16 protein-coding genes and 2 pseudogenes are annotated in these 21,360 nt (G+C 53.2%); 10 read left to right on the forward strand and 8 right to left on the reverse strand.

The genetic code is table 11. From position 1 onward, the window contains the following. Positions 1-74: 74 nt before the first annotated feature. The 5 genes from ACR0C3_RS08640 to ACR0C3_RS08660 all read right to left on the reverse strand — a co-directional run bounded on the left by ACR0C3_RS08640 (position 75) and on the right by ACR0C3_RS08660 (position 6,790). Positions 75-1,952, reverse strand: coding sequence for an adenylate/guanylate cyclase domain-containing protein (locus ACR0C3_RS08640; RefSeq protein WP_480758078.1), 1,878 nt, complete (start codon positions 1,950-1,952; stop codon positions 75-77). 344 nt (positions 1,953-2,296) lie between these two features. Beyond that, entirely contained in the window at positions 2,297-3,217 is a 921-nt protein-coding gene (locus ACR0C3_RS08645; protein WP_480758079.1) for a hypothetical protein, read from the reverse strand. Positions 3,218-3,373: 156 nt separating this feature from the next. Continuing rightward, positions 3,374-3,670 carry a hypothetical protein gene (locus ACR0C3_RS08650; protein ID WP_170768558.1) on the reverse strand — a complete coding sequence of 99 codons (297 nt, stop codon included), beginning with the start codon at positions 3,668-3,670 and terminating at the stop codon, positions 3,374-3,376. 27 nt (positions 3,671-3,697) lie between these two features. After that, positions 3,698-5,668 (reverse strand): alpha/beta hydrolase, encoded by a 1,971-nt coding sequence (locus ACR0C3_RS08655; RefSeq protein ID WP_480758177.1) that lies wholly within the window; start codon positions 5,666-5,668, stop codon positions 3,698-3,700. Between the two features lie 480 nt (positions 5,669-6,148). Then, positions 6,149-6,790: a TetR family transcriptional regulator C-terminal domain-containing protein gene (locus ACR0C3_RS08660; RefSeq protein WP_480758080.1), complete on the reverse strand. Its 642-nt coding sequence runs from the start codon at positions 6,788-6,790 to the stop codon at positions 6,149-6,151. A 192-nt stretch (positions 6,791-6,982) separates the two neighbouring features. Here ACR0C3_RS08660 and ACR0C3_RS08665 point away from each other — a divergent pair, with 192 nt between their 5' ends. The 7 genes from ACR0C3_RS08665 (at position 6,983) to ACR0C3_RS08695 (ending at position 15,788) form a co-directional block, all read left to right on the forward strand. Further along, a complete protein-coding gene (locus ACR0C3_RS08665; protein WP_170565529.1) occupies positions 6,983-7,846 on the forward strand; it encodes an ABC transporter permease in 864 nt (287 codons plus the stop codon). Continuing rightward, positions 7,843-8,637, forward strand: coding sequence for an ABC transporter permease (locus ACR0C3_RS08670; protein ID WP_170565526.1), 795 nt, complete (start codon positions 7,843-7,845; stop codon positions 8,635-8,637). The genes ACR0C3_RS08665 and ACR0C3_RS08670 overlap by 4 nt, the downstream gene beginning before the upstream one ends. Positions 8,638-8,657: 20 nt before the next feature. Then, positions 8,658-9,773: an ABC transporter ATP-binding protein gene (locus ACR0C3_RS08675; RefSeq protein ID WP_170642951.1), complete on the forward strand. Its 1,116-nt coding sequence runs from the start codon at positions 8,658-8,660 to the stop codon at positions 9,771-9,773. Next, positions 9,770-10,825, forward strand: a complete 1,056-nt coding sequence (locus ACR0C3_RS08680; RefSeq protein ID WP_480758081.1) for an ABC transporter substrate-binding protein — start codon at positions 9,770-9,772, stop codon at positions 10,823-10,825. The genes ACR0C3_RS08675 and ACR0C3_RS08680 overlap by 4 nt, the downstream gene beginning before the upstream one ends. Positions 10,826-10,919: 94 nt before the next feature. Continuing rightward, positions 10,920-12,986: an oxidoreductase gene (locus ACR0C3_RS08685; protein ID WP_170660088.1), complete on the forward strand. Its 2,067-nt coding sequence runs from the start codon at positions 10,920-10,922 to the stop codon at positions 12,984-12,986. 8 nt (positions 12,987-12,994) lie between these two features. Further along, complete coding sequence (locus tag ACR0C3_RS08690; protein ID WP_170642949.1) at positions 12,995-14,194, forward strand: aromatic ring-hydroxylating oxygenase subunit alpha; 1,200 nt, start codon at positions 12,995-12,997, stop codon at positions 14,192-14,194. 25 nt (positions 14,195-14,219) lie between these two features. Then, positions 14,220-15,788 (forward strand): trimethylamine methyltransferase family protein, encoded by a 1,569-nt coding sequence (locus tag ACR0C3_RS08695; RefSeq protein WP_170565509.1) that lies wholly within the window; start codon positions 14,220-14,222, stop codon positions 15,786-15,788. Positions 15,789-15,852: 64 nt separating this feature from the next. Here the strand turns inward: ACR0C3_RS08695 and ACR0C3_RS08700 are convergent, their stop codons facing one another. Beyond that, entirely contained in the window at positions 15,853-17,247 is a 1,395-nt protein-coding gene (locus ACR0C3_RS08700; RefSeq protein ID WP_480758082.1) for an aminotransferase, read from the reverse strand. 171 nt (positions 17,248-17,418) lie between these two features. On the opposite strand from ACR0C3_RS08700, the gene ACR0C3_RS08705 reads away from it, so the two are divergent. Continuing rightward, a complete protein-coding gene (locus ACR0C3_RS08705) occupies positions 17,419-18,027 on the forward strand; it encodes a TetR/AcrR family transcriptional regulator (RefSeq protein WP_170565504.1) in 609 nt (202 codons plus the stop codon). Positions 18,028-18,048: 21 nt separating this feature from the next. On the opposite strand, the gene ACR0C3_RS08710 is transcribed toward ACR0C3_RS08705, so the two are convergent. Then, entirely contained in the window at positions 18,049-19,860 is a 1,812-nt protein-coding gene (locus ACR0C3_RS08710) for a BCCT family transporter (protein ID WP_170719234.1), read from the reverse strand. A gap of 163 nt (positions 19,861-20,023) precedes the next feature. Here ACR0C3_RS08710 and ACR0C3_RS08715 point away from each other — a divergent pair. Both ACR0C3_RS08715 and ACR0C3_RS08720 read left to right on the forward strand, forming a co-directional pair. Further along, positions 20,024-20,188: pseudogene (locus ACR0C3_RS08715) on the forward strand (IS6 family transposase); the annotation flags it as partial. Between the two features lie 57 nt (positions 20,189-20,245). Then, positions 20,246-20,953 (forward strand): annotated as a pseudogene (locus ACR0C3_RS08720) (IS6 family transposase). Here the strand turns inward: ACR0C3_RS08720 and ACR0C3_RS08725 are convergent. Further along, positions 20,879-21,358, reverse strand: a complete 480-nt coding sequence (locus ACR0C3_RS08725; protein WP_480758083.1) for an alpha/beta fold hydrolase — start codon at positions 21,356-21,358, stop codon at positions 20,879-20,881. The pseudogene ACR0C3_RS08720 and the gene ACR0C3_RS08725 overlap by 75 nt on opposite strands. Positions 21,359-21,360 lie beyond the last annotated feature (2 nt).

Below are 21,360 nucleotides of genomic sequence, written 5' to 3' on the forward strand. Positions count from 1 at the left end.
ATTAAAGTTTGTCGCGATAGTTGTGGGTGTCTGAGTCTGGTAGCGACATCCGCAAAGCAAACTCGAAAAATCGTTCATTCTTTGGTATCAGGCACACCCAATTTTTGCAGATCCTCTACCCACCGATTGAGATACGCCTCACTCTCGAATGGCGCATTCATCGCCTCTTGGATAGTGAATTCGGGATTGGCCGCTAGAAACTCATCGATAATAGTCTGCGCATCACTGGGAAGACCAAGGCGTAAAAGAATTGGCGCGTAGGTGCGTTTCAAGCCGTCGGGTATTTCGTTCATTTGTTCAACGGAAGCCTTTGCATCTTCATACTCCTCGGTGAAGTACTGAGCCCAACCCAGATTCCAAAGATACCAGTCTTGGTGATGTGGGTTCAGCCGGATCGCCAGTTTCATGCGCTCAACGGCTTCAGGCGCCTTGCCGCCATAGACGAGAGGGTCGATGGAATCTGCCAGAACGGATGCCGAATTTGGATTCAGAGCAATTGCTTTGTCGTAAAGCGAAGCAGCCCGCTCAAGGTTACCGCTTTGAGTGGTTGCATTGGCTAAGACCCAATGACCTTTGAAATTGAAGGGTTCCAGTTCAATGGCTTTCCGCGCCATCTCAAACGCGCGCTCCAGTGATTCCTCGCGCGTTAAAGAGTTCGTCCACCCCCAACGATACCCGTTAATATGTGCCCAAGCGTTTTCGACATACGCCCCGGCATAGTTCGGATCGAGAGCAATGGCTTTTGCGCTAAGCTCTTCCGCCCTGATGTTTCCTTCTTTTGTGAAGGTAAACCACTCCTCCTGCGCGCGTTTGCGCAATTCGTATGCGCCAAGACTATCAGTAGGCTGATGCTTGAGGCGGCTGTACTCCGCCAGATCGATATTAGTGGAGAGAAGCGAAGCTATCGTTCGCGTTATCTCATCCTGTACTGAAAATATGTCCTGTAGGTCTCGGTCATAGCTGTCTGCCCAGATATTTTGGCCCGTCGTCGCATCAATGAGTTGAGACGTCACGCGCAAACGCTCACCGGCAATTTGAACGCTCCCCTCAACAATGTAGCGAACACCCAATTCTTCTGACACTTTCTGTATATCTGCCGGAGTGTCCTTATATGAAAATGTCGAATTTCGGGCGACTACGAAGAAGTCTGAAAAACGGGACAAGGCGGTCAAGATGTTCTCACTCAGTCCGTCGCTGAGGTAATCTTGGCTCGGGTCGTTGTTGAGGTTGTCGAACGCCATGACCGCGATGGAGGGTTTGCCAGACAGGGCGGCGGCTTGTTCATCCGTGTCCGGAGATTGCACCACGGACCAAGGTTGAAGCCATGCCGCGACTACTAACGCCAGGACAATTGCGGTGCAACTAACCATGATCAGGCGATTTTTCGAAGGCTTGTTCGTAAGTGGCACGATAGGAGAAACGATGGCTTTTGCCTTTTCATCCATTGTAAGGCTGTAGACGTGAACGGGTTCGGAGATATTCTTGACCTCTCGCATCCCCAAATCTTCGATGGTGAGATCGAGCTTGGTATGAACCTGTTCGAAAACGCTAGCCGACATGTAAATGCCATCCGGGACAGCCAGGCTTTCAATGCGTGCGGCGACATTTACACCATCGCCGTGAATGTCATCCTGATCGACGACAATGTCGCCAACATTGAGACCGATCCGGTATCGCACCTGCGAATCTTGCGGCAGGTCCGCATTAGCGACGCTTACATAGTGTTGCATGTCCAACGCACACCGAACGGCCTCAACTGCACTTGCAAACTCAAGAAGCAAGCCGTCGCCCATCAATTTGACGATGCGCCCATGTCGCGAAGCGACAATTGGTTCAAAAAACTGCTCGCGATGGGATTTGACCCTTGCAAGCGTGCCGGCTTCGTCATTTCGAATAAGACGGCTATAGCCAACCACATCGGCGGCAAGTATCGCTGCTAGACGTCTTTCCAAAGACTGAACTCCCACAGTGGGCACCACGCTAAACGCAAAATTGCTTCTAGGCCAGATGCGCTAACCGAACACACATTTCCAAAAAGAGCGATTGTTAAGTCTAGATAAGGCATCAGCCTTGAAGCTGTGCCTGACTGCGAAGTGCAGTAGCTCATAAAATGTCCGCTTGGGGCTGCGACCCGCCAACCATGCAAACCGCAGAGAACGGCAATACTGAGCCCAAACCGGCAGATTTCTGCACCTATTTCGACTGTCCGCTTCCGGACTGCCGCCCAGGATAAAGAAACAGACTATCTCGATAATGCGGATAACGGCATCAAAGTTGGCCTGACAAAGTGGCAACGCTATTGGAGTGCTATAGTCAATGCAGAGACCAGCGCGTTCGGATCTTCCTCCATGCGGGGGAGAAGTACTGTTCTCACGACGTCGTTCAATGCCCTATCCGCTCGGGCAGCGGCTGGGTCATCGTGATCGACGAAGACTTCGAATGCTTCAGTGGCGGCTAAGACTGCGCCCGGCACATGCGCCACGCCCTGTAGCAATGCGCTAATGCCCAAATGTTCCACTTGGTTGCTATTAGTAGGGGGGCCGACGAACGCGGGATTGAACCCGTCAACTCCCCAAACCTGGCTCGCGGTTAGGCCTTCGCCCGTTGCATATTGATGGATGTGCGGCACACTAAAGTGGCCGATGTAGCCGTGGCTCCACAGGGGGCGGTGCGTTAAGGGATTGTACCTGCTTGTGCCTGATAACAGAGCTTGCCAGATCAACAGAGTGGCCTGTCCCTCTGTCTTGGCATGGCGTTCACGCTCTGCTCGCGCACTCTCTGGCAGCGTTTCGACATAGTTACGGGAAAGCGGCAGCAGCGCCAATGCGCCTTCCAATGCATTGGGCTTGCGCTCGAGAAAAGCCGCGTAAGCATCAGATAGAAGTGCGACGTGAATTGCTCCGGCATCTGATGCCATTGCTTCGGTGAGTGTGTATACAGTCCAGCCCGCCTCACGAAGCGCTGGCGTGCTCACATCCCAAAGCGTCGGCGGCAAGGCTTGACCGCGATCCGCGCTGACTGCCGACAATTCTCCTATGGCATCGGCATACGCGCTCAGTGTAGCTGCGTCGACCTTGTCGGCTTCCAGCCGAGCAAGGTGGTCATCGACGCCGAGATCGCTTAGCTGACCGGTCGGGTGAAGGCCGACTGCCAGAAGGCGTTGCTCCAACTCTGATGCGTTCAGGAGCGCCGGTTCAGGCGGTACTGCCTCAGCCAAGTCTCTGAGTGTTTCAATCCGTAAAAGAGGGCGAGATACAAGCCAAGTTATGCCCGCCGCTATAAGAAGCGCAGCCGCTAGCCAGAAAAACGCTGACCGCTTCATGAAGTCTCCGACCCGCGCCACGTTTTTGCAAAAGACGGCACGGGTCTTGTCCTATTCCTGCGCCAGATAATCTTCAAAACCCTTCACCGCGCCGTCAATGATCGTACAGTTGCCTGCCGCGCGTATTGTTGGGTCGTCCCAATACACATTCCAGAAAACGACGATACTTTGATCGTTCAAAATGCCCGGAAATACGGAAATCGCGGCGTTTGGCAGGTCAGCATATTCGGGTACATCCCACAAATAGTCGTGGCACAGTTGAAGCGCGTCAGTCGTTTGACGGTCAAATGCATGGGCAGACGATGCAAAGCCAATCGCCAAAATCGTTGCTGTGATCAGGGCCTTCATTGGACTCTCCATTTGCCTAAGCGGTCTTCAATTCTCGACACTATGCAAGCTGCCGTCCGGCATCAAATACGGTAGCCTTAGATCCGAGACGCATGTGCTATCGATGCCTGCCCCGGGGTTTTCCAGAAACGCTTCACCAATATCGCGGGCGCATTGGCTGAAAACAAGGGCCCCGTGCCCTGTTTCCGGGAACAGGAACGACTGACTGTTGTGCAAAGTGTCTGCCGCTAGTCCACCCCAGGAAGATGCGGTCTGTGTGTCAATCTCACCAGACAGGACCAGTACCGCGATGTCGGAAAGCACGGGTTCAAGGTAGTTGTCTCGAGGTGCCGGTGTGAACTCGCTGCAATCTGCAAATAGGCTCGGAATTTCAGCTAGAGCCGCTGTCATCAATGGACCGTATCCCAACTCTGCTACTAAAGCGCCAAACCCCGCCGCCGAGTTGAAACCGTCTACAAAATCTTCCTGGCAAGCGTAGAGCAAGAGCTCGAATTCACCCTCCATAATGGTTTGCAAAGCTGCGTTATCTGTTGCGATCAAGTTGAAAACGCGCTCGACATCTTCGGGGCTGAGCAAAGCGACCAATGAGGCCAACCGTCCTGCTGTCGCTTCATTGAAATGGGCGCGGACTAGGTCCAGCAACGCTCCAGCACGCGGCGTTTCAAACCGTAGGTTTAGATAGTCTTGCGCAAACGCCAAACGATCCGCCCGATCAGGCAACCCGGCCAGAGCATCTTCAAGAGCATCGTCAAAGAACTCTCCCAAGGAGGCCGGTTCTAGATCTCGGTCGCGATCCGCTTCAAGTTGCTCCAAAGCCGAGGACGCAGTGTCGGAAGCAATTTCCATTTGCGACATGGCGTTGATTGCAGCTTGCGCCAGAGCCTTTTCATCGGCGCTCAGGTCCAACGTACCCGCCAACAACGTTTCTGCGGAGGGCTGGGGTGGAAGGTCACCGTTGATGATTTGTGTGATGAGGTCGACCGTTCCGTCCTCAAGCTCTCTGACCAGTGCGGGCGCGTAAGTGGTGAAGCCCCGGATCGTTGGGTCGGACCAATCGTTTCTGCCGGAAAAAATGCTGAAAAGCATTTGCCCGGATATCTCAATCCCCGCAGCCTCCAATGGACGTGCCTCTAAGTCTTCAAGGAGGTTAAAATACCGCTGCGTTATATCGGGATACGCCTCCGCACAGATAGGATCCGCTTCACACGGTGCGAACGTATTAAAAATGGCCTCGGTGTGTGGGACGAACAGAGTGTCGTAAAGCGCGATTTGGGGTGGAGCGACGCTGTCTAAAACGACTGCACGCACACCCTCTGGCGCAGAGCGCATGACTTCTAGCGCGAGCTTGGTGCCATATGAAACGCCATAAATATTGTACTCAGCGTAGCCAAGAGCCGACATTACAGCTCGCACATCTAAAGCATTTTGGGTCGTGTTGAACTGCGGAAGATCGAAGCCTCGTTCGGTCAATTCCGAAATGCAGTCGCGAACAAGTGCCGTCTCCAGCTGAGGTAGGTCAGCCCCGCCCAACTGATCGACGATTGGCTCCAGGTTTTTTGCCAGAGTCCCGAAGCAATCCATATCCGGGGCGCTTGCATCGACGCCGCGTTGATCGAACGCCACGACGTCCCTTCGCCCCCGCAAATGGTCAAAAAACAGACTGAGCGAGCGCACAGATTCAACTGAACCGCCGCCCGGTCCCCCGTGAAGATAGACAACCGGGTCTGCCACGGGTGCCAGCGAATGAGCCTTGAAAACGATGAAGCTCAGGTCCAGGGTCCTGCTTTGAGCATCTCTGTGGTCCTCAGGTACTGCCACGATACCGCAGATTACAGTTTCTCCGTCAATCTCATCGGGGACGACGGGGCGCGTGCACGGAGTGATTTCGACCGGATAGCGCGTATCTGCTCCACCCGCGAATTGAGCTTCAAAAGCCGTCGGATCAGAAGGCTCTCCAAGCAAAGCAGACAGGACGGCAAATATTTGTTCGGGATTCATGGTCACACCGCATGAGGCTGTTGATTTTTCTATAACCTTAGATTAGTGGACTGCATTTGCGAACCGATTGAAAGTTGTCCTTCCGTCGCTTCAAATCCAAACACTACGGATTGAGAGGTTGTGTCAGAGCATCTTTGCAAAGGGCTCCACCCTGTAGAATCCGGAAATCGAAAACTAAACAACCAACGACAGCTTTGTCCGCAGAATGGTCATTCGTCGCAACTCTGTTCAATGTCTGCTTCGCGGACTTTTCTGTCGTTCGCTTACCAGATGCCGAAGCCCGCTTTACGCACCTTGCAACAGCAGCAGATAGGTGCGCGGTTTTCGCAGCAAACTGAGACTGGTTCAGAATTTTTCTGACAGCACTTGGCAGCTTCTTCAATTGTACTTTTTGCGTCCAATGTGCGCTGATATCATGTTGACTGGAAGATGGGTATTGTCCACTTCTAAAGCAGCCAGATAGGAAACCTGTCTCAAGCTTTACTCAGACAACAAAGCGCCGCTTAGGTCAAAATGATTCGGGAACATTGCGCGCAGAAAACGAAAAACAATTCTCATCGCTTCGTCGCGGTCAAATGAATCCGGGTGGAGTAGGTAATCGGTCCACATGCCTTCCAGCATTGCGAGTGTGCCGTGTGTAGCGTCCCTAGCAACTTGATTAGGGCGTTCGGTTCCGGCTTCTTTCGCAATTCGAGCGAAAGCGTTGAAAACTAGGTTCCGAAGCTTAGCGTCGCGGGTATCTGAAAACGCAGCGATTGCTGTTCTATTTCGGGCCTCGCCTCGAAACGCGTACCAAATGGAAACGTTTTTCTTATTGAGAATGGTTTCACTTAAGTCGCCCCGAACAATCATCTCAATATGTTCCTGTCCGGTTTGCCCGGTCGTTTCCAACAAGTCGTAAATTCCGTTGTAGTATTGTTCGGAGGAGTAGCGGGCGGCTTCGTCAACCAAGTTGTCCTTGCCACCGAAATGAAGATGAATCATGCCACGGGACAACTCGGCGCGTTGAATGATTTCACTGACGGAGGTTTCGGAAATCCCTTTTTCTGCGACCGAGTCGAGTACTGCCTCGATCAGGGAAAGGCGGTTTCGCTCGCGTATTTCTTGTCGTCTTCCAGTCATTGGATCAGGCGGCTCTGTTTGTTTTCAGTCTCTTGCGGTCCCTTCTAACGGCCAGTGTGAAATTGGCCATCCCCGGTTGCGAATTTATCAGTTGACACAACTAGTCCAAAAATTCCAGATTTAAATGGACGATTGTCCATTTTGTGATCGACATGGTCGCGCCACCAAAAAAGCAAAGTTCAGCAGGGAAGCATGGCCGGAGTACTACGAAGTGAAACGGGCAAGGGCCTCGCACTGAGCGCACCTGCGACGCTCTACGTCGGTCTGCTTGTCGTCGTGCCGCTTTGCATTCTCGTCGCATACAGTTTTTGGACCCAGAACTATGTCGAGATCGACCGGACCTTGACTTGGGCAAACTACCAAGAGGCGTTTACCGACCCATTGGTTCGACACCTAATGTTCCGTTCGGTCGCAATTGCAGGCGCGGTGACATTGGCAACTGTTTGTCTGGCCTATCCGATTGCATACTTCATCGCGTTTCGGACACAGAAGAAGACCTTCTGGCTGTTGCTGATCACTATTCCCTTTTGGAGCAGCTACCTTCTGCGCGTGTTCAGCTGGAAACTAATTCTTGGCTTCAATGGGGTGTTGAATTCTGCGCTGATTTCACTTGGTTTGATACAAGAGCCGCTGACATTCTTGCTCTACAACGAATTCGCTGTTGTCCTTACGCTCGCCCACGCCTGGGCACCGTTTGCTATCCTGCCGATCTATGTATCGCTGCAAAAGATCGACCGCAGCCTATTGGAGGCTGCAACCGACCTTGGCTGCAACAAGCTTGAAAGGTTCGTTCGCGTGACACTGCCTCTGACGGTGCCGGGGGTCATTGCGGCCTGTCTGATCATTTTCATCCCAACGGTGGGCGATTACGTCACTCCGGCCTTAGTCGGTGGATCGCAGGGCAAAATGGTGGCGAACTTGATCCAAGTGCAGTTTGGTGCCGCCAATAACTGGCCGTTGGGTGCAACCCTGTCTCTTCTTGCCATGCTTTCAGTCGGCTGCGTTGCAATCCTGTTCGTGATGGTCGTTACCGCATTGGGCCGGAGGATCAGATGACCAAGGCATTTCGTTTCTCATGGTTGCTGTTTTATGCGATTGCTTATCTGGTGTTTCTCTACCTGCCGGTTTTGCTATTGCCACTGTTTTCGTTCAACGACGGAACTATCGTAGCCTTTCCACTAAAGGGATTCACCTTGAAGTGGTACGCCCAGTTGGGGCAGCAGGACACGCTGCTACAGGCTATGGTGAACTCGTTGATCGTCGGCAGTGTGACCGCCCTGATGGCGACGTCTCTGGGTCTGTTCGCCGCGCGCGCCTATGTCCGCTATCGGTTCACGGGGCGTGAGTTGTCTGAGGGACTGGTCATGCTTCCACTGGTCATTCCCGGCATCATCGTGGCCAGTTCGATGCTGGTCCTGTTCATCAGCATCGGCTTGAAGCCATCGCTGACCACCGTGATCCTTGGGCATGTGTTTGTGGCGTTGCCATTTTCCGTGTCGATTATGAAATCTGCATTTGACGATTTCGACCAGTCCTTGGAGGAGGCTGCATTCGATCTTGGTGAAAGCGTCGTGGGAACGTTTCGGCGTGTTACCCTCCCAATCGTAGCGCCGGGTATTGTCGCCAGCCTTTTGGTCACGTTTACGGTGTCGTTTGACGAGTTCGTCCTGGCCTTTTTCTTATCCGGGAACAGCCCGACATTGCCGGTCTATATCTGGAGCCAGATCCGCTTCCCGGCAAAATTGCCCAACACGTTGGCCCTAGGATCGCTGCTTTTGCTGTCCTCGGTGCTGCTGTTGTTGATCGCCGAATATTTCCGCCGCCGTTCCATCCAATCGTCAGATTGAAGCCAAAGGAAACGAATAAGATGAGCGAACAGAACATCATCGAAATTCAGGGCGTCGAAAAACGCTTTGGTTCCTTTGTGGCTGTGTCCGATCTGAACCTGACCTTGAAAGAGGGTGAGTTCTTTTCGCTGCTTGGCCCTTCGGGATGCGGCAAGACGACGGCTTTGCGCATCATCGCGGGTTTTCAAGATCACGAAGAAGGCGAGATCCGGATCGATGGTCGAACGATGGGAGAGGTGCCTGCGAACAAGCGTCCCACCAATATGGTGTTCCAAAGTTATGCGATCTTTCCTCACCTGAATGTCGGCGACAATGTTGGCTTCGGATTACGCAAGACCAAGCTTTCGCGGCAGGAAATTAAAGAACGCGTTGCCGAGGCGCTTGAGATGGTTGAACTGGGCGGCCTGCAGGACCGTAAGGCCAACGAATTGTCGGGAGGTCAGCGGCAACGAGTAGCGCTCGCCCGCGCACTCGTCATGCGACCCAAGGTTTTACTGCTAGATGAGCCTTTATCTGCGTTGGACAAGAATCTGCGCGAAGCGATGCAATTGGAAATGCGCCGCCTTCAGCAGAAGCTTGGAATAACTTTTGTAATGGTCACGCATGACCAGTACGAGGCGATGACCATGTCCGACCGTATTGGCGTCATGTTTGGGGGGCAGCTCAAGCAGGTGGATAAGCCAGAGGTCCTGTATTCCCAACCGTGTAACCGGGAAGTGGCTTCTTTCATCGGTGGAATGAACTTTCTGGATGCCGTAGTGACTGCAGAGAATGCTGAAACGTTTGAAGTCAACGTTAAGGGCTTAGGGAAGATGGAAATCGGGGTGAACCCCAACGTCCAGGTGCATGACAAGGAACTTCTTGTCGGCGTTCGTCCTGAGCAATTGGAAATCAGTGCGGAAAAGCCGGATGGGTACGATGCTCTTGTTCAGGGCGAGGTTTCGGACGTCGCCTTTTATGGAGAGAGTGTCCACTATTATGTGCGCGTCGATGGTCTGAAAGACAGTATCGCCGTCGCAGTACCAAACTACTTTCACACGGTCGATCACACGCGCGGCGATACCGTCTGGCTTGGCGTTCAAAGCGCCTCGGTGATTGACTTGGGTAAACGTGAATCTTTGGGAGGAGACAAATGAATAAAACAGCATCACTTATGGCAGCAGTAGTTGCCACCTTTGCCGCCAGCCAAACTCTGGCGAACGCCGCTGATCTGACCGTTTTTGACTGGTCCGGATATGAGGATCAGGGCTTTTACGGCGACTATGTCGAAAAATACGGCGGCGCGCCTAGCTACACCTATTTTGGCAGCGTGGAAGAAGCGTTCACAAAGCTTCAGTCCGGTTTTGAAGCTGATTTGGCCCATCCCTGCACGGATGCCCTGAGAAAGTGGGTAGCGGCAGACATGATCAAGCCGATTGACACCAGCAAGCTGGAAAACTGGGACAAGCTGATGCCCAAGATCAAAGAGGTCGATGGCATCACCATTGATGGGCAGACCTACATGGTTCCGTTCGAATGGGGCAATACTGGTCTTATCTATCGAACAGATATGATTTCGGCAGATGACGTTTCGCTGCAATTGCTTGCCGATCCTGCATATCAGGGCAAAGTCGCCATTCCGGACGCCGCTTCCAGTGCCTTTGCAATGGCGGCATTGGCAACCGGCGCCTCCAGCTATACCGATATGAGTAACGAGGAATTCCAAAAAGCGGCGGACTACCTGCGCGCGATTCATCCGAACGTGCGCTTTTATTGGTCTGACGCCGGCCAACTGGATCAGGCAATTGCCAGCGGTGAGGTCACGCTGGGTTGGGGATGGAACCAATCGGAACTGAACCTGATCTGGAACGAAACGCCAGCGGTCATGATGCGTGATGTAGACAAAGGTATCGCGACTTGGGTCTGCGGCTATGTGCATCTGAAATCTGCCAAGCAGTCGGATGAGCAAGTCTATGACATGCTGAACGCGCTCAGCTCTGCGGCAAGCGGTAAATACATTATTGAAAGCTGGGGTTACGCCCACGCCAACGAAGACGCTTTTGCACAGGCAGACCCAGAGCTGATCGAAACCTACGGGTTTTCGGATGTGGACAGCTTCTTTGAAGGCAGCCTGTTCTTTGACGCTGTTAACCCCGAGCTGGAGGCCAAGATGTTGAAGGAATTCGAGCGCATTAAAGCTGGCTTCTAAGGGCACTCTTACAACACACCCGGGAATGGTGGGGAGGTGGAAATCCTTCCATTCCCACGAACCAATTTCCAATTTCCTTGGAGGAAGCGCGGCAATGTCAGGCGCTGACGAGTATTCTGTTCTCTTCGAACCGGTCAAGATCGGGCCAGTAACGGCTCGAAACCGGTTCTACCAGGTGCCCCACTGCAATGGTTTGGGTCATTTGCGACCTCAGGCCGAAGCTGCCATGCGGGCGATGAAAGCCGAGGGCGGTTGGGCAGTGGTGTCTACTCAGGAGGCCGAGATTCATCCGACTTCGGATTTGTCTCCTTATTCTGAAAACCGAATTTGGGACGATCAGGATATTCCCGCACTGCGTCTGATAACCAACTCAATTCATGAGAAGGGCTCGCTCGCGGCAATCCAATTGGCGCATAACGGGCACCATGCCCAAAACCACCTGACCCGCGCGCCTCTGCTGGCCCCATCAGAACTTGTCTTGCAGACTCCATACCCGAAACAGGCAAGGGCAATGGACAAGGCTGACATTCGAGAATTTCGCAAGTGGCATCGCGCGGCGGCTCGTCGTTCGCGCGAAGCCGGGTTCGACATTGTGTATGTCTATGCGGGGCATCACATGACATTGCCTCATCATTTTCTGCTGCCACAGTTCAATGATCGGACGGATGAATATGGAGGTTCGTTGGAGAACCGGGTGCGACTTACCCGCGAGCTTCTGGAAGAAACCAAGGAAGAGGTCGGAGATGATTGCGCCATTGCCCTTCGGTTCGCGGTTGATGAAATGCTCGGGTCAGAGGGGATGCAAGCGCAGGAAGAAGGCCGTGCAGTAGTCGAATTGCTGGCCGAGCTTCCAGACCTTTGGGATGTTAATGTGGCGGATTGGAGCAACGACTCTGCTACGACCCGGTTCGAGCCCCGCGACGGCTTTCAGACCTCATATATCGAGTTCGTGAAACAGGTGACTTCTAAGCCTGTTGTGGGCGTCGGGCGCCTTACGTCGCCGGACTTGATGGCGTCACTGGTCAGGAAGGGCATCCTTGATTTTATCGGCGCGGCGCGACCATCCATCGCCGATCCGTTTCTGCCCAACAAAATTAGGGAAGATCGCATCGAAGAAATACGTGAGTGTATCGGTTGCAATATCTGTGTTTCATCCGACTCTCTCGGCGTCCCAATACGCTGCACTCAAAACCCGACTATGGGTGAAGAGTGGCGGAGGAAATGGCATCCTGAGATCATTGAGCGTCGGGTAAACGAGGAAGCTGCGCTTGTTGTCGGCAGCGGACCAGCCGGACTTGAATGCGCCATGCAATTGGCGCGGCGGGGCTACGAGGTAACTCTGGCGGAAGCAAAGCAAGAGTTCGGCGGCCGTGTGATGCAGGAAGCTGCCCTGACCGGGCTATCCGCTTGGAAGCGCGTGACAGATCACAGAATCTACGACCTGCAACAACGCGGGAACGTTCAACTGTTCACCGACAGCCGTTTGTCAGCAAGTGAGGTCATCGAGTTGGGTATACCGAACGTCTTTGTTGCAACCGGCGCAAAATGGCGGCGAGACGGGCGCGGGAAATCTGCATTTCACGGTGTATCAATCGGTTTAGGTTCTCAGATTTTCACTCCGGATGACATTGTGGCCGGAGTCATGCCGCAGGACGGCCCGATTGTGGTCTACGATGATGATCAAGCCTATCTCGGTGGAGTCTTGGCTGATCATTTGGCTCAGGTTGGGCGAGAGGTTGTCTTTGTAACGCCGGCCTCAATAGTTTCGCCGTTTACCGAATTGACGTTGGAGCAGACTAAAGTGCAACGCAGTCTGTTGGAAAAAGGCGTTCGTCTGAACCTGTCCCAGACCTTGGCCGGTATCGCGCCCGGCCAGGCGACATTGCAGTGCGTCTACACGGGGCGAGAGAACTCCATTGAATGCAGCTCTGTGGTACTGGTGACGCAGCGAATGCGAGAAACCACTCTTTACGACGAGCTTTGCGGTTTGACGGCAAGTCCGCTGAAAACGTTGGAATTAATCGGAGATGCCGCAAACCCCGGCTTGATCGCGGATGCTGTATATTCGGGTCACATGGCTGCCCGGAATTTCGAACGTAACGCGGACGACATCGACCGTGAATTCTTCCGCCGGGAAGTCATTTCCCTTGAGTCTGCATGAGGTGCGCAATGCCAAAAGATGACCTGCAAGTAATGCGCGATTTGATGGACGCGCAACAGGAAGGGTTCGCCCTGCCTCGTCACTTCTATACGTCTCAAGCAGTATACGAGAACGATATCGGCGCGTTCTGGAACCGTAACTGGATCTGGGTCGGCCATGTTAGTCAGGTCGCAGAACCGGGGGACTTTTTCCTGTTCGACTATGGGCCCGAGTCCATCATCATCGTTCGGGATCGCGAAGGTGAGGTGCGCGCGCATCTGAACGTTTGCCGCCACCGGGGATCGCGGGTTTGCATTGAACGGAAAGGCAAGGCACGCAATTTCATCTGCCCCTATCATGCGTGGACTTTTGATCTGAACGGCAAGCTACGAAACGGGCGTTCAATGGGGTCGAATTTCGACCCGGGCCAATACGGATTGCTCCCGGTTCAGGTGAAGATATTCCAAGGTCTGATTTTTGTCTGCGCAGCTGAAGACGCCCCGCCGCTAGATGCTGCGTTGGTGCAGTTGGCCCCACTGTCAAAACCGTTCGAATTTGAAAACCTGAAGGTCGCTCATGAAGCCTCATACCCAGTTCCAGCAAATTGGAAACTGGCTTTGGAGAATTACCTGGAATGCTACCACTGCGCGCCGTCTCATCAGGACTATTCGCGCAGCCATTCGTTGAAAGACCCCGCTCAGGTTCTGGAGTTCAGCGGCGCACTTCATGAGCGGATGAAAGAAGCCGGAGTGCCCGTTGAGGAGCTGGACCTGACCGGAGATAACGCGCTCGCCCCGGGTGCAGATGTCTATTGGCGCCGCTACCCGCTGTTTCCCGGCTATTTGACCGGTAGTAAGGATGGCGCTTCGCTGGCGCCGCCTTTGGGTGAACTGAAAGGTCACGATGGCGGTGCCACCGATCTGGGGATCGGGACGCTGAACTACTTCCTTGTTTATGCAGATCACATGGTTGGCTACCGGTTCGTCCCACGCGCGCTGCAGGAAACGGACATTCAAATCGTCTGGTATGTGCGCGGCGATGCTGAAGAAGGTCGGGACTATAACAAGGATGCCATTACATGGCTCTGGCATGTCACGTCGCTCGATGATGAGCGGATCATCCGTCACAACCAAGAGGGCGTGAACTCCCACCGCTTCGTGCCGGGACCGCTGTCCGAGATGGAGTGGAGCATTCCGGGTTTCTATCGCAATTACTTCAGCATGATCTGACACGCTCAGAATTCGGAGAAATACTATGACAGAATTAACGAAGCGCAGATCAAGACGGCGCGGGGGTGGGCGCGAAGCACGTGCAGCCGTGCGAACCAGCAACGTCGCTTCGCAAGCGATCTGGCCGGGCATTTCGGGTGGGCGCTACAAGCCCCTTTCAGATGCTGACATGTCAAATATTCACGAGGCCGCCCTTAGCATTCTGGAGCGTACGGGCGTCGGTGATCCAACGCAGGAAGTTCTCGATCTCGTGCTGTCCAAAGGGGCGACGTTGAACGAGCATGGTAGGCTGTGCTTTCCTCGCGCGTTGATGGAAGATCTTTTGGCTAAGGCGGCCCGTGAGTTCTATGTCCATGCACGCGGATCGCGGGCCGGTAAGGATGACATGCACTGCACCAAAGACAAGGTGTACTATGCGAACTCCGGCACCGCTGTGACAACGTTTGATGCGGAAACTCGCAGTTACCGGCCGTCGACGCTCAAAGACATTTACGACTTTACCCGATTGGTTGACCGGCTCGATAATATCCACATGACCGGTGATACGGTTTTGGCAACGGATGTGCCACAGGACTACGAGCACGACATGAGCATGCTCTACGCCATTCTGGCGGGTAGCGAAAAACCATCTTGCCTGACGTTCCGTACTCGAGAGCATATTCAGGACGCGATTCATCTGTTCGATCTGGCATCAGGCGGGGAGGGTAAATTCCTCGAGAAACCCTCAGTCATTTTTGGCGGTTGTCCCATAGTATCCCCGCTCCGGTTTGGGCGGGAAAACTTGGAGATCCTGATTGATACAGCGAAGATGGGGCTTGTCTGCGATTTAGCTGTTCCGCCACAGGCTGGGGCGACGTCGCCTGCGCCTCTGGCCGGGACTTTGGCGCAAGCCGTAGCCGAGACCCTATCTTGCGTCGCAATTGCCAACCTGATTAACCCGGGCACCCCCGTCGTCTTTGCAGCTTGGCCGTTTATTACTGACCTGCGAACTGGTTCATTTACGGGTGGCAGTGGTGAGCAAGCATTGATATCCGCGGCGGCTATCCAAATGGGCAATTTCTACAACCTGCCGACCAGCGTTGGTTGCGGCATGACGGATTCCAAGATTCCTGACGCACAATATGGTCTGGAAAAGGCGTTGACTTTCGCACTAGCGGCTCATGCTGGGGCCAACAGGCTCTGCGAATTTGGCGGTATGCTCGGCAGCCTGATGGGTTGCAGCTTTGAGTCCATGGTCATCGACAACGAGGCCGCGGGTATGATCTCACGAACCCTGCGTGGTATCGAGGTGAGCGACGACACTCTGTCGGTTGACGTCATCCACGAATGTGCAATTGATCCCGGTCATTTCCTCGGCAACACGCAGACCTTGCAATACATGGAGACTGAGTATGTCTATCCAACCCTGATGGATCGGGAGCTAACCGATACTTGGCAAAAAGCCGGTCGTCAGGATATGTTTGAACGGAGCCGGTCAGTCGTGAACGACATTCTATCCAATCACTATCCAAACTATTTTGGCAGCAAGGCGGATGCGGAGGTTCGGTCCAAGTTCCCGATCAAATTGCCACCAGAGGTGATGCGGGCAGGTTAAACGCAGCGCACTTAAGCGAAGGCATAGCAACCATGAAAATCGCGATGGCGCGCCGAGGCAGTTCCTAAGGTTTAAACATACCCTGCTGCTTTAGGTCTTCGGTTGCCAGCTGGATACCTTTTTCAAGGACGTCGAACATCTGGTTCAACTCGCCTTCGGTAATGATCAGAGGTGGGGAAAACACGCACATGTTGATGATCGGCCGCAGAATCAGCCCGTTCTCCTGACAATGATGATCAATCAAAGCGCCGACAGATTTATCTAGGTCCAGTGCATTATCTGCTTTTGCGTCTGCAACACATTCGACGCAGCCAACGAGCCCCATGCCGCGCGCATCACCGACGAGCGGCAAATCTGCCAGAGCCTGGAGGCGCTCTTCGAAGAGCGGTGTGATTGCGCGGACATGTTCCAGAACGCCGTCGCGCTCCATGATTTCAATCGTCTTCAGGCCTGCCGCCGCGCTTACTGGATGGCCTGAGTAAGTGAAGCCGTTTGAAAACGTAGCGTTCTGCGCATTGTCTCCGCTTACATCTGCAATCAGCCGGTCAGAGATGATACAAGCCCCCATGGGTACGTACCCAGACGTCATGCCTTTGGCGCAGGTTATGATGTCGGGCTTAATCCCAAAGACGTCTTCTGAAGCAAACCAATGTCCAAGCCGCCCAAATCCGGTTACGACCTCGTCTGAAATATACAGGACATCGTATTTCCGGCAGATTTCAAGACAGCGCTGATGATACCCCTGCGGAGGCACAATGACGCCACCAGAGCACAGTATCGGTTCAGCGATGAAGGCAGCGACCTTGTCTGCTCCGGTTTGCAGTATCATGTTCTCCAGATCTGCAATTTTTTCGTCCAGAAAGTCATCGACCGTCTGATCGGGGCGACGTATATACGGATTCACGTTCGGCAAAAACCGCGTCAGGTCCGAGGCTTGGTCCAACCACCCTTTGTCGCGCTCTTTTCCGGATACCGAGGCCGCCAAATAGGTCGATCCGTGATATGCTTTCTGGCGCGAGATCACGATTTTCTTTTGAGGTTTTCCCAACAGGTTATTGCGAAATTGTACAAACCGCAGAGCGCTATCCACGGCCGTTGAACCACCGGTCGTGAAGAACACATGGTTCAAATCGCCCGGCGTTCTCTTGGCGATTTCATGTGCCAAACGGGCCGGAGTTGAGTTGGCGTTGTTGAAGGGCGAAAAATACGCCATCTGTTTCACCTGCTGAGCCATCGCATCGGCAATCTCGTTGTTTCCATAGCCCAATTGAATGCACCACATGCCAGCAGGGCCGTCTATCAGGCGCTTTCCGTCCTCTGTGACGACATGAACGCCAAGGCCGCTTTCGGCAAAGGTTCGTTCATTTTGGCCAAGGTGTGACATCCCTTCCCAAGGGTGCAGGAAATGTTCGTTGTCCCATTCTCGTATGGACCGAAAGTCGGAGTTGAAAAGGGTCATGCAGCACCTTAATGTAATATAAATCACAAATTGAACAAGCATTCATTTAATGTCAATCCTTGAACTGTCTTAACGCTAAATGCGAGAAGACAAAGGCGACTACCCCAGTGAAGGAGAAATAAGATTAATCTCGAGCGTGATACACCAACCAATGCCCGAGACCTGGGTAAATTGCAGAACCGAAAGCTGCTGATCCAATCGGCTGCGGACGCCATTTATAGATACGGAATACGCGGAACAACTTCGGCAAGAATCCAAGAATTGTCGGGATTATCGCAAGGGATGGTCAACCTACACTTTGGTTCCAAGGAAAAGCTGCTGCTTGCAGTGGCTGAGGAATTGTCAGTCCGATACGCGGAGCAGTGGACGGCCATTGCAGTCAATCCAGAGTTAGACCCGGCAGACAAGCTAGTCTCTATTATAAAGGCAGATTTCGACCCACTGGTCCTAAATGCGCGGGACGTCGCGATCTGGTTTTCCTTTCGGGCTGAAGCGCTCTCGAACCCGAACATATTTCCTTTCATCGACTCGCGCGACAAAGGTTTCCGCGCGGTGATCCTGGAGTTGTTGGAACAAATAAAGGGTGAAGGCGAATACGAGGATGTAAGCGCCAAACTTGCAACAGACGCGTTGGTTGCTTTGTTGGAAGGGCTTTGGACCGACTACCATTTGCACTCAGATATCTTCAACCCCTCCGAGGCTTTGAAGATCTGCCTGTTTGTGCTGCAATCGATGTTTCCTAAACACTTTGGCACTCGGTCGATTCGCGGGAGTAGGTGACTGGGAACTAGCCACGGGCAATCACGAACCCGTCCGAGTCTTGTGGTTCAATCGGCGCAAGTCGTTGATCATTGCTTTGGCCAGAGAGACGCACATCAGTAGCAAAACGACGCTGAACGGCAATGCCCCGATGATCATCGAATTGGTCAATGCTTCCAATCCGCCGCCGCCAGCGATCAGCAAAGTTCCAATTACAAGAGTCAGAAGAACACCCCAAAGGATACGATGAAGAAGGCCGGTGTTTTCAGACCCACCGGACATGATCGTGTTCATCACAAGGATGCCAGAGTCGGCGGACGTGACAAGGAATGTCATGGTTAAGAGCACACACATGACACTCACTACCGCGAGCAAGTTGCCCGATATCATTTCCCCCAATGTGACGAACAGGGTTGCCGTCGTTGAAGCTGCGAGGATTGATCCACTTGCATTCCCATTTAGTTCCAGATCGATGGCCGCTCCACCCAGAATGGCCATCCACGCGAAACAAACGAGGGACGGGGCAATGACCGCGCCAAATATGAACTCGCGTACGGTTCGCCCTCTGGAGATACGCGCTAGGAAAAGGCCGACAAAGGGCGAAAACGCGATCCACCATGCCCAATAAAATGTAGTCCATCCGGCCTGCCATCCGAACAACCTGCCTCGTGTGCCCGCGTCATAAGCTGCAGTCTTGGTCGCGTCAGAAAGATCGGCTGTATCGTTGCTCAAACCCTCAAGATAGGTTGCTTTTGTTCCCCAGGGATCAGTTGCACCCGCGAAGAGTTCGCCGACAAAGGGCGCAGCCTCAGCTGGCAATGCGGAGCCAAACTCGCCTTCGGAAATCGGTCGAAAAGCTTGGAAACTCAGCGGGACAAAGTTTTTGATATAGTCAACCAGTGCTGTGGCGTAGGTCGTCGCCGCAAAAGCGAATGAACCATAAACAATGAATACCGCCAGCAATACCAGTGAAAAGAGAAGATTAATATTTGACAAGTATTTGACACCACGCCCCACGCCAGAGACGGCTGAGAGTGTCGACATAATCATAACAACGATCAACGCCGTAATTAGGCCGGCGGTTGACGGGATCACTTTGGTTACTTCTTTTTCAACAAGCCAATTCGCACCGGTAATTAAAAACGCACCGTCCACCAATTGAGAAACGCCATAACCGATCGTTACCGCCACGCCGAGTATTGTCGCAACGACGCCGAGTACATCGACCACATGGCCTGCAACACCGTTTGAGTATTCTCCAAGCAATGGGGTCAGTGCAGTGCGGATTGTTAGCGGCATGCCTCTTGTAAACGCATAATAGGCAAGGCTAAGGCCGGTGACGACGTATATTGCCCAGGCGTGAAATCCGGTGTGCAAAAAGGTATAGCGGTAGGCTCCATCAATAGCGTCCTCGCTTTTGGGTGCGACTTCCCCGGAAATAGTCAATGGATTTGTTTCCCAAAGGCCGAGTGGTTCGGCGGTTGCATAGACCATTAGGCCCACGCCTAGACCCGCCCCAAACATCATCGAAAACCAAGAGAAGTTTGAAAATTCCGGTTTCTCATCTTCTAAACCCAGCCTCATCCGGCCGGTTGAAGGTATGAGCGCGATAAGGAAAAGGAAAAATACAAATAATCCAACGGAAAGGTTGTAAAATGTGTTGAACTCGGCCAGCACTCCTGACTTCCAGGATCGCAGTTTATCGTTCGCAGATAGTGGCCAAACCAGCGCCCAGAGAACGAGCAGAGAAACCGAAAGTTTGCTTACCAGCGCAATCGGCAGGCTATATCCTTTGTAAAAGCCAGTTCCCTGAGTTCTTATTTTGAGTTCTGTGAAAGGTTCTTCAAGCGCCATATTTTCCCGGTCTTACATAAATTGACTGCTTTGCACGCCACGGTGTCAGTCGCTGGGTTTCAGACTATTTCAATTCCAGCCAGATTAGGAGTGTAGCAGCGGGATTGGTCTTGTCAGAAGAACTTTGATTGAGCGGGGTAGGGTTGTTGCGTAGCTTTTGCCCATGACCGGACCTGCCTATTTCAAATACTTCAAAACCAGTCCCGCGGTCATCCGCCTTGCGGTGATGCTGTGCATCCGTTTCCCTCTCTTGCTTCGGAATGTCGAAGATCTGCTGCATGAGCGAGGCATCGACATAAGCCACGAAATTGTCCGATATTGGTGGAACGGCCTTGTCAGAAGAACTTGGCTTGAGGCGGGCAGGGCGGTTGCGTAGCTTTTTCCCATGACCAGACCTGCTTCTTTCAAGTACTTCAAAACCAGCCCCGAGATCATCCGCTTTGCGGTGATGCTGTATATCCGTTTCCCGCTCTAGCTTCGAAACGTCGAAGATCTGTTGCACGAGCGAGGCATCGACGCGAGCCACGAAACTGTCCGATATTGGTGGAACAGGTTTGGTCCAATGTTTGCAGCTGAGATCCGACGGAAGCGTGTTCAGCACCTGCGCGCCTTCTCCAAATGGAAGTGGCACGTTGACGAGGCTATCGTGAAGGTGAATGGCAAGCGGCATTATCTTTGGCGGGATGTTGATCACGAAGGTGAGGTGCTGGAAGCCGTTGTAACGAAGCGCCGTAACAAAGCTGCAGCACTGAAATTCGTCAAGAAATTGATAGAGCGACACGGTTGAGCGGAAACCATCGTCACATACCGCTTCGCATCGTATCGAGCCGCGCTCAGAGAGCTAGGAGCCGCTGAAAAACAACAGACGTGAGGGTGGCTGAACGACCGCGTCGAGAACTCGCTCCTCCCGTTACGGCGGCGCCAACGCGCGATGCAGCGTTTCAGGCGCATGCGAAGTTTGCAGAAGTGCGCCGCCGTCCATTCCTTCGTCTACAACCATTTCAACCAGGAAAGATCGCTAGCCAATCGAGACACCTTCAAGCTGACCCGCGCCGCCACTCTCGCCGAGTGGCGTCAACTTTGTTCCGGATAGGTACGCGGTTTTCGCAGCAAACTGACACTGGTTCGAATTCGTCTGACAGCACCCCACCAATGCTCGGATAAGCTCAGGTCGCTTAGCTGCCACACGCAGAGCAACTGCAGAACCCATGGAAATACCACCGATTACCACAGGACGGGAAGCCTTTGCCTCTATGAGCGCAATTGTGTCGTCTGTGAATTGTCTGATCGAGAAGTCATCAACAGGCCCGGTTTCTGAGTCGCCATGTCCGCGAAATTCCATCGCGGCAACACTTGTAATTGTGTCCTTCGGAAAAGCCTCAATTGGAAATTGAGCGGTGTCGCACAAACCGCGTTGAAACACCATGGTATCGTCTGTGAATTCGCCGTGTACTGAGAACTTTATCCCGTCGGAACTAAATGCGGATTTATTGGCCAACT

It is taken from the genome of Ruegeria sp. CK3, from assembly GCF_056536565.1.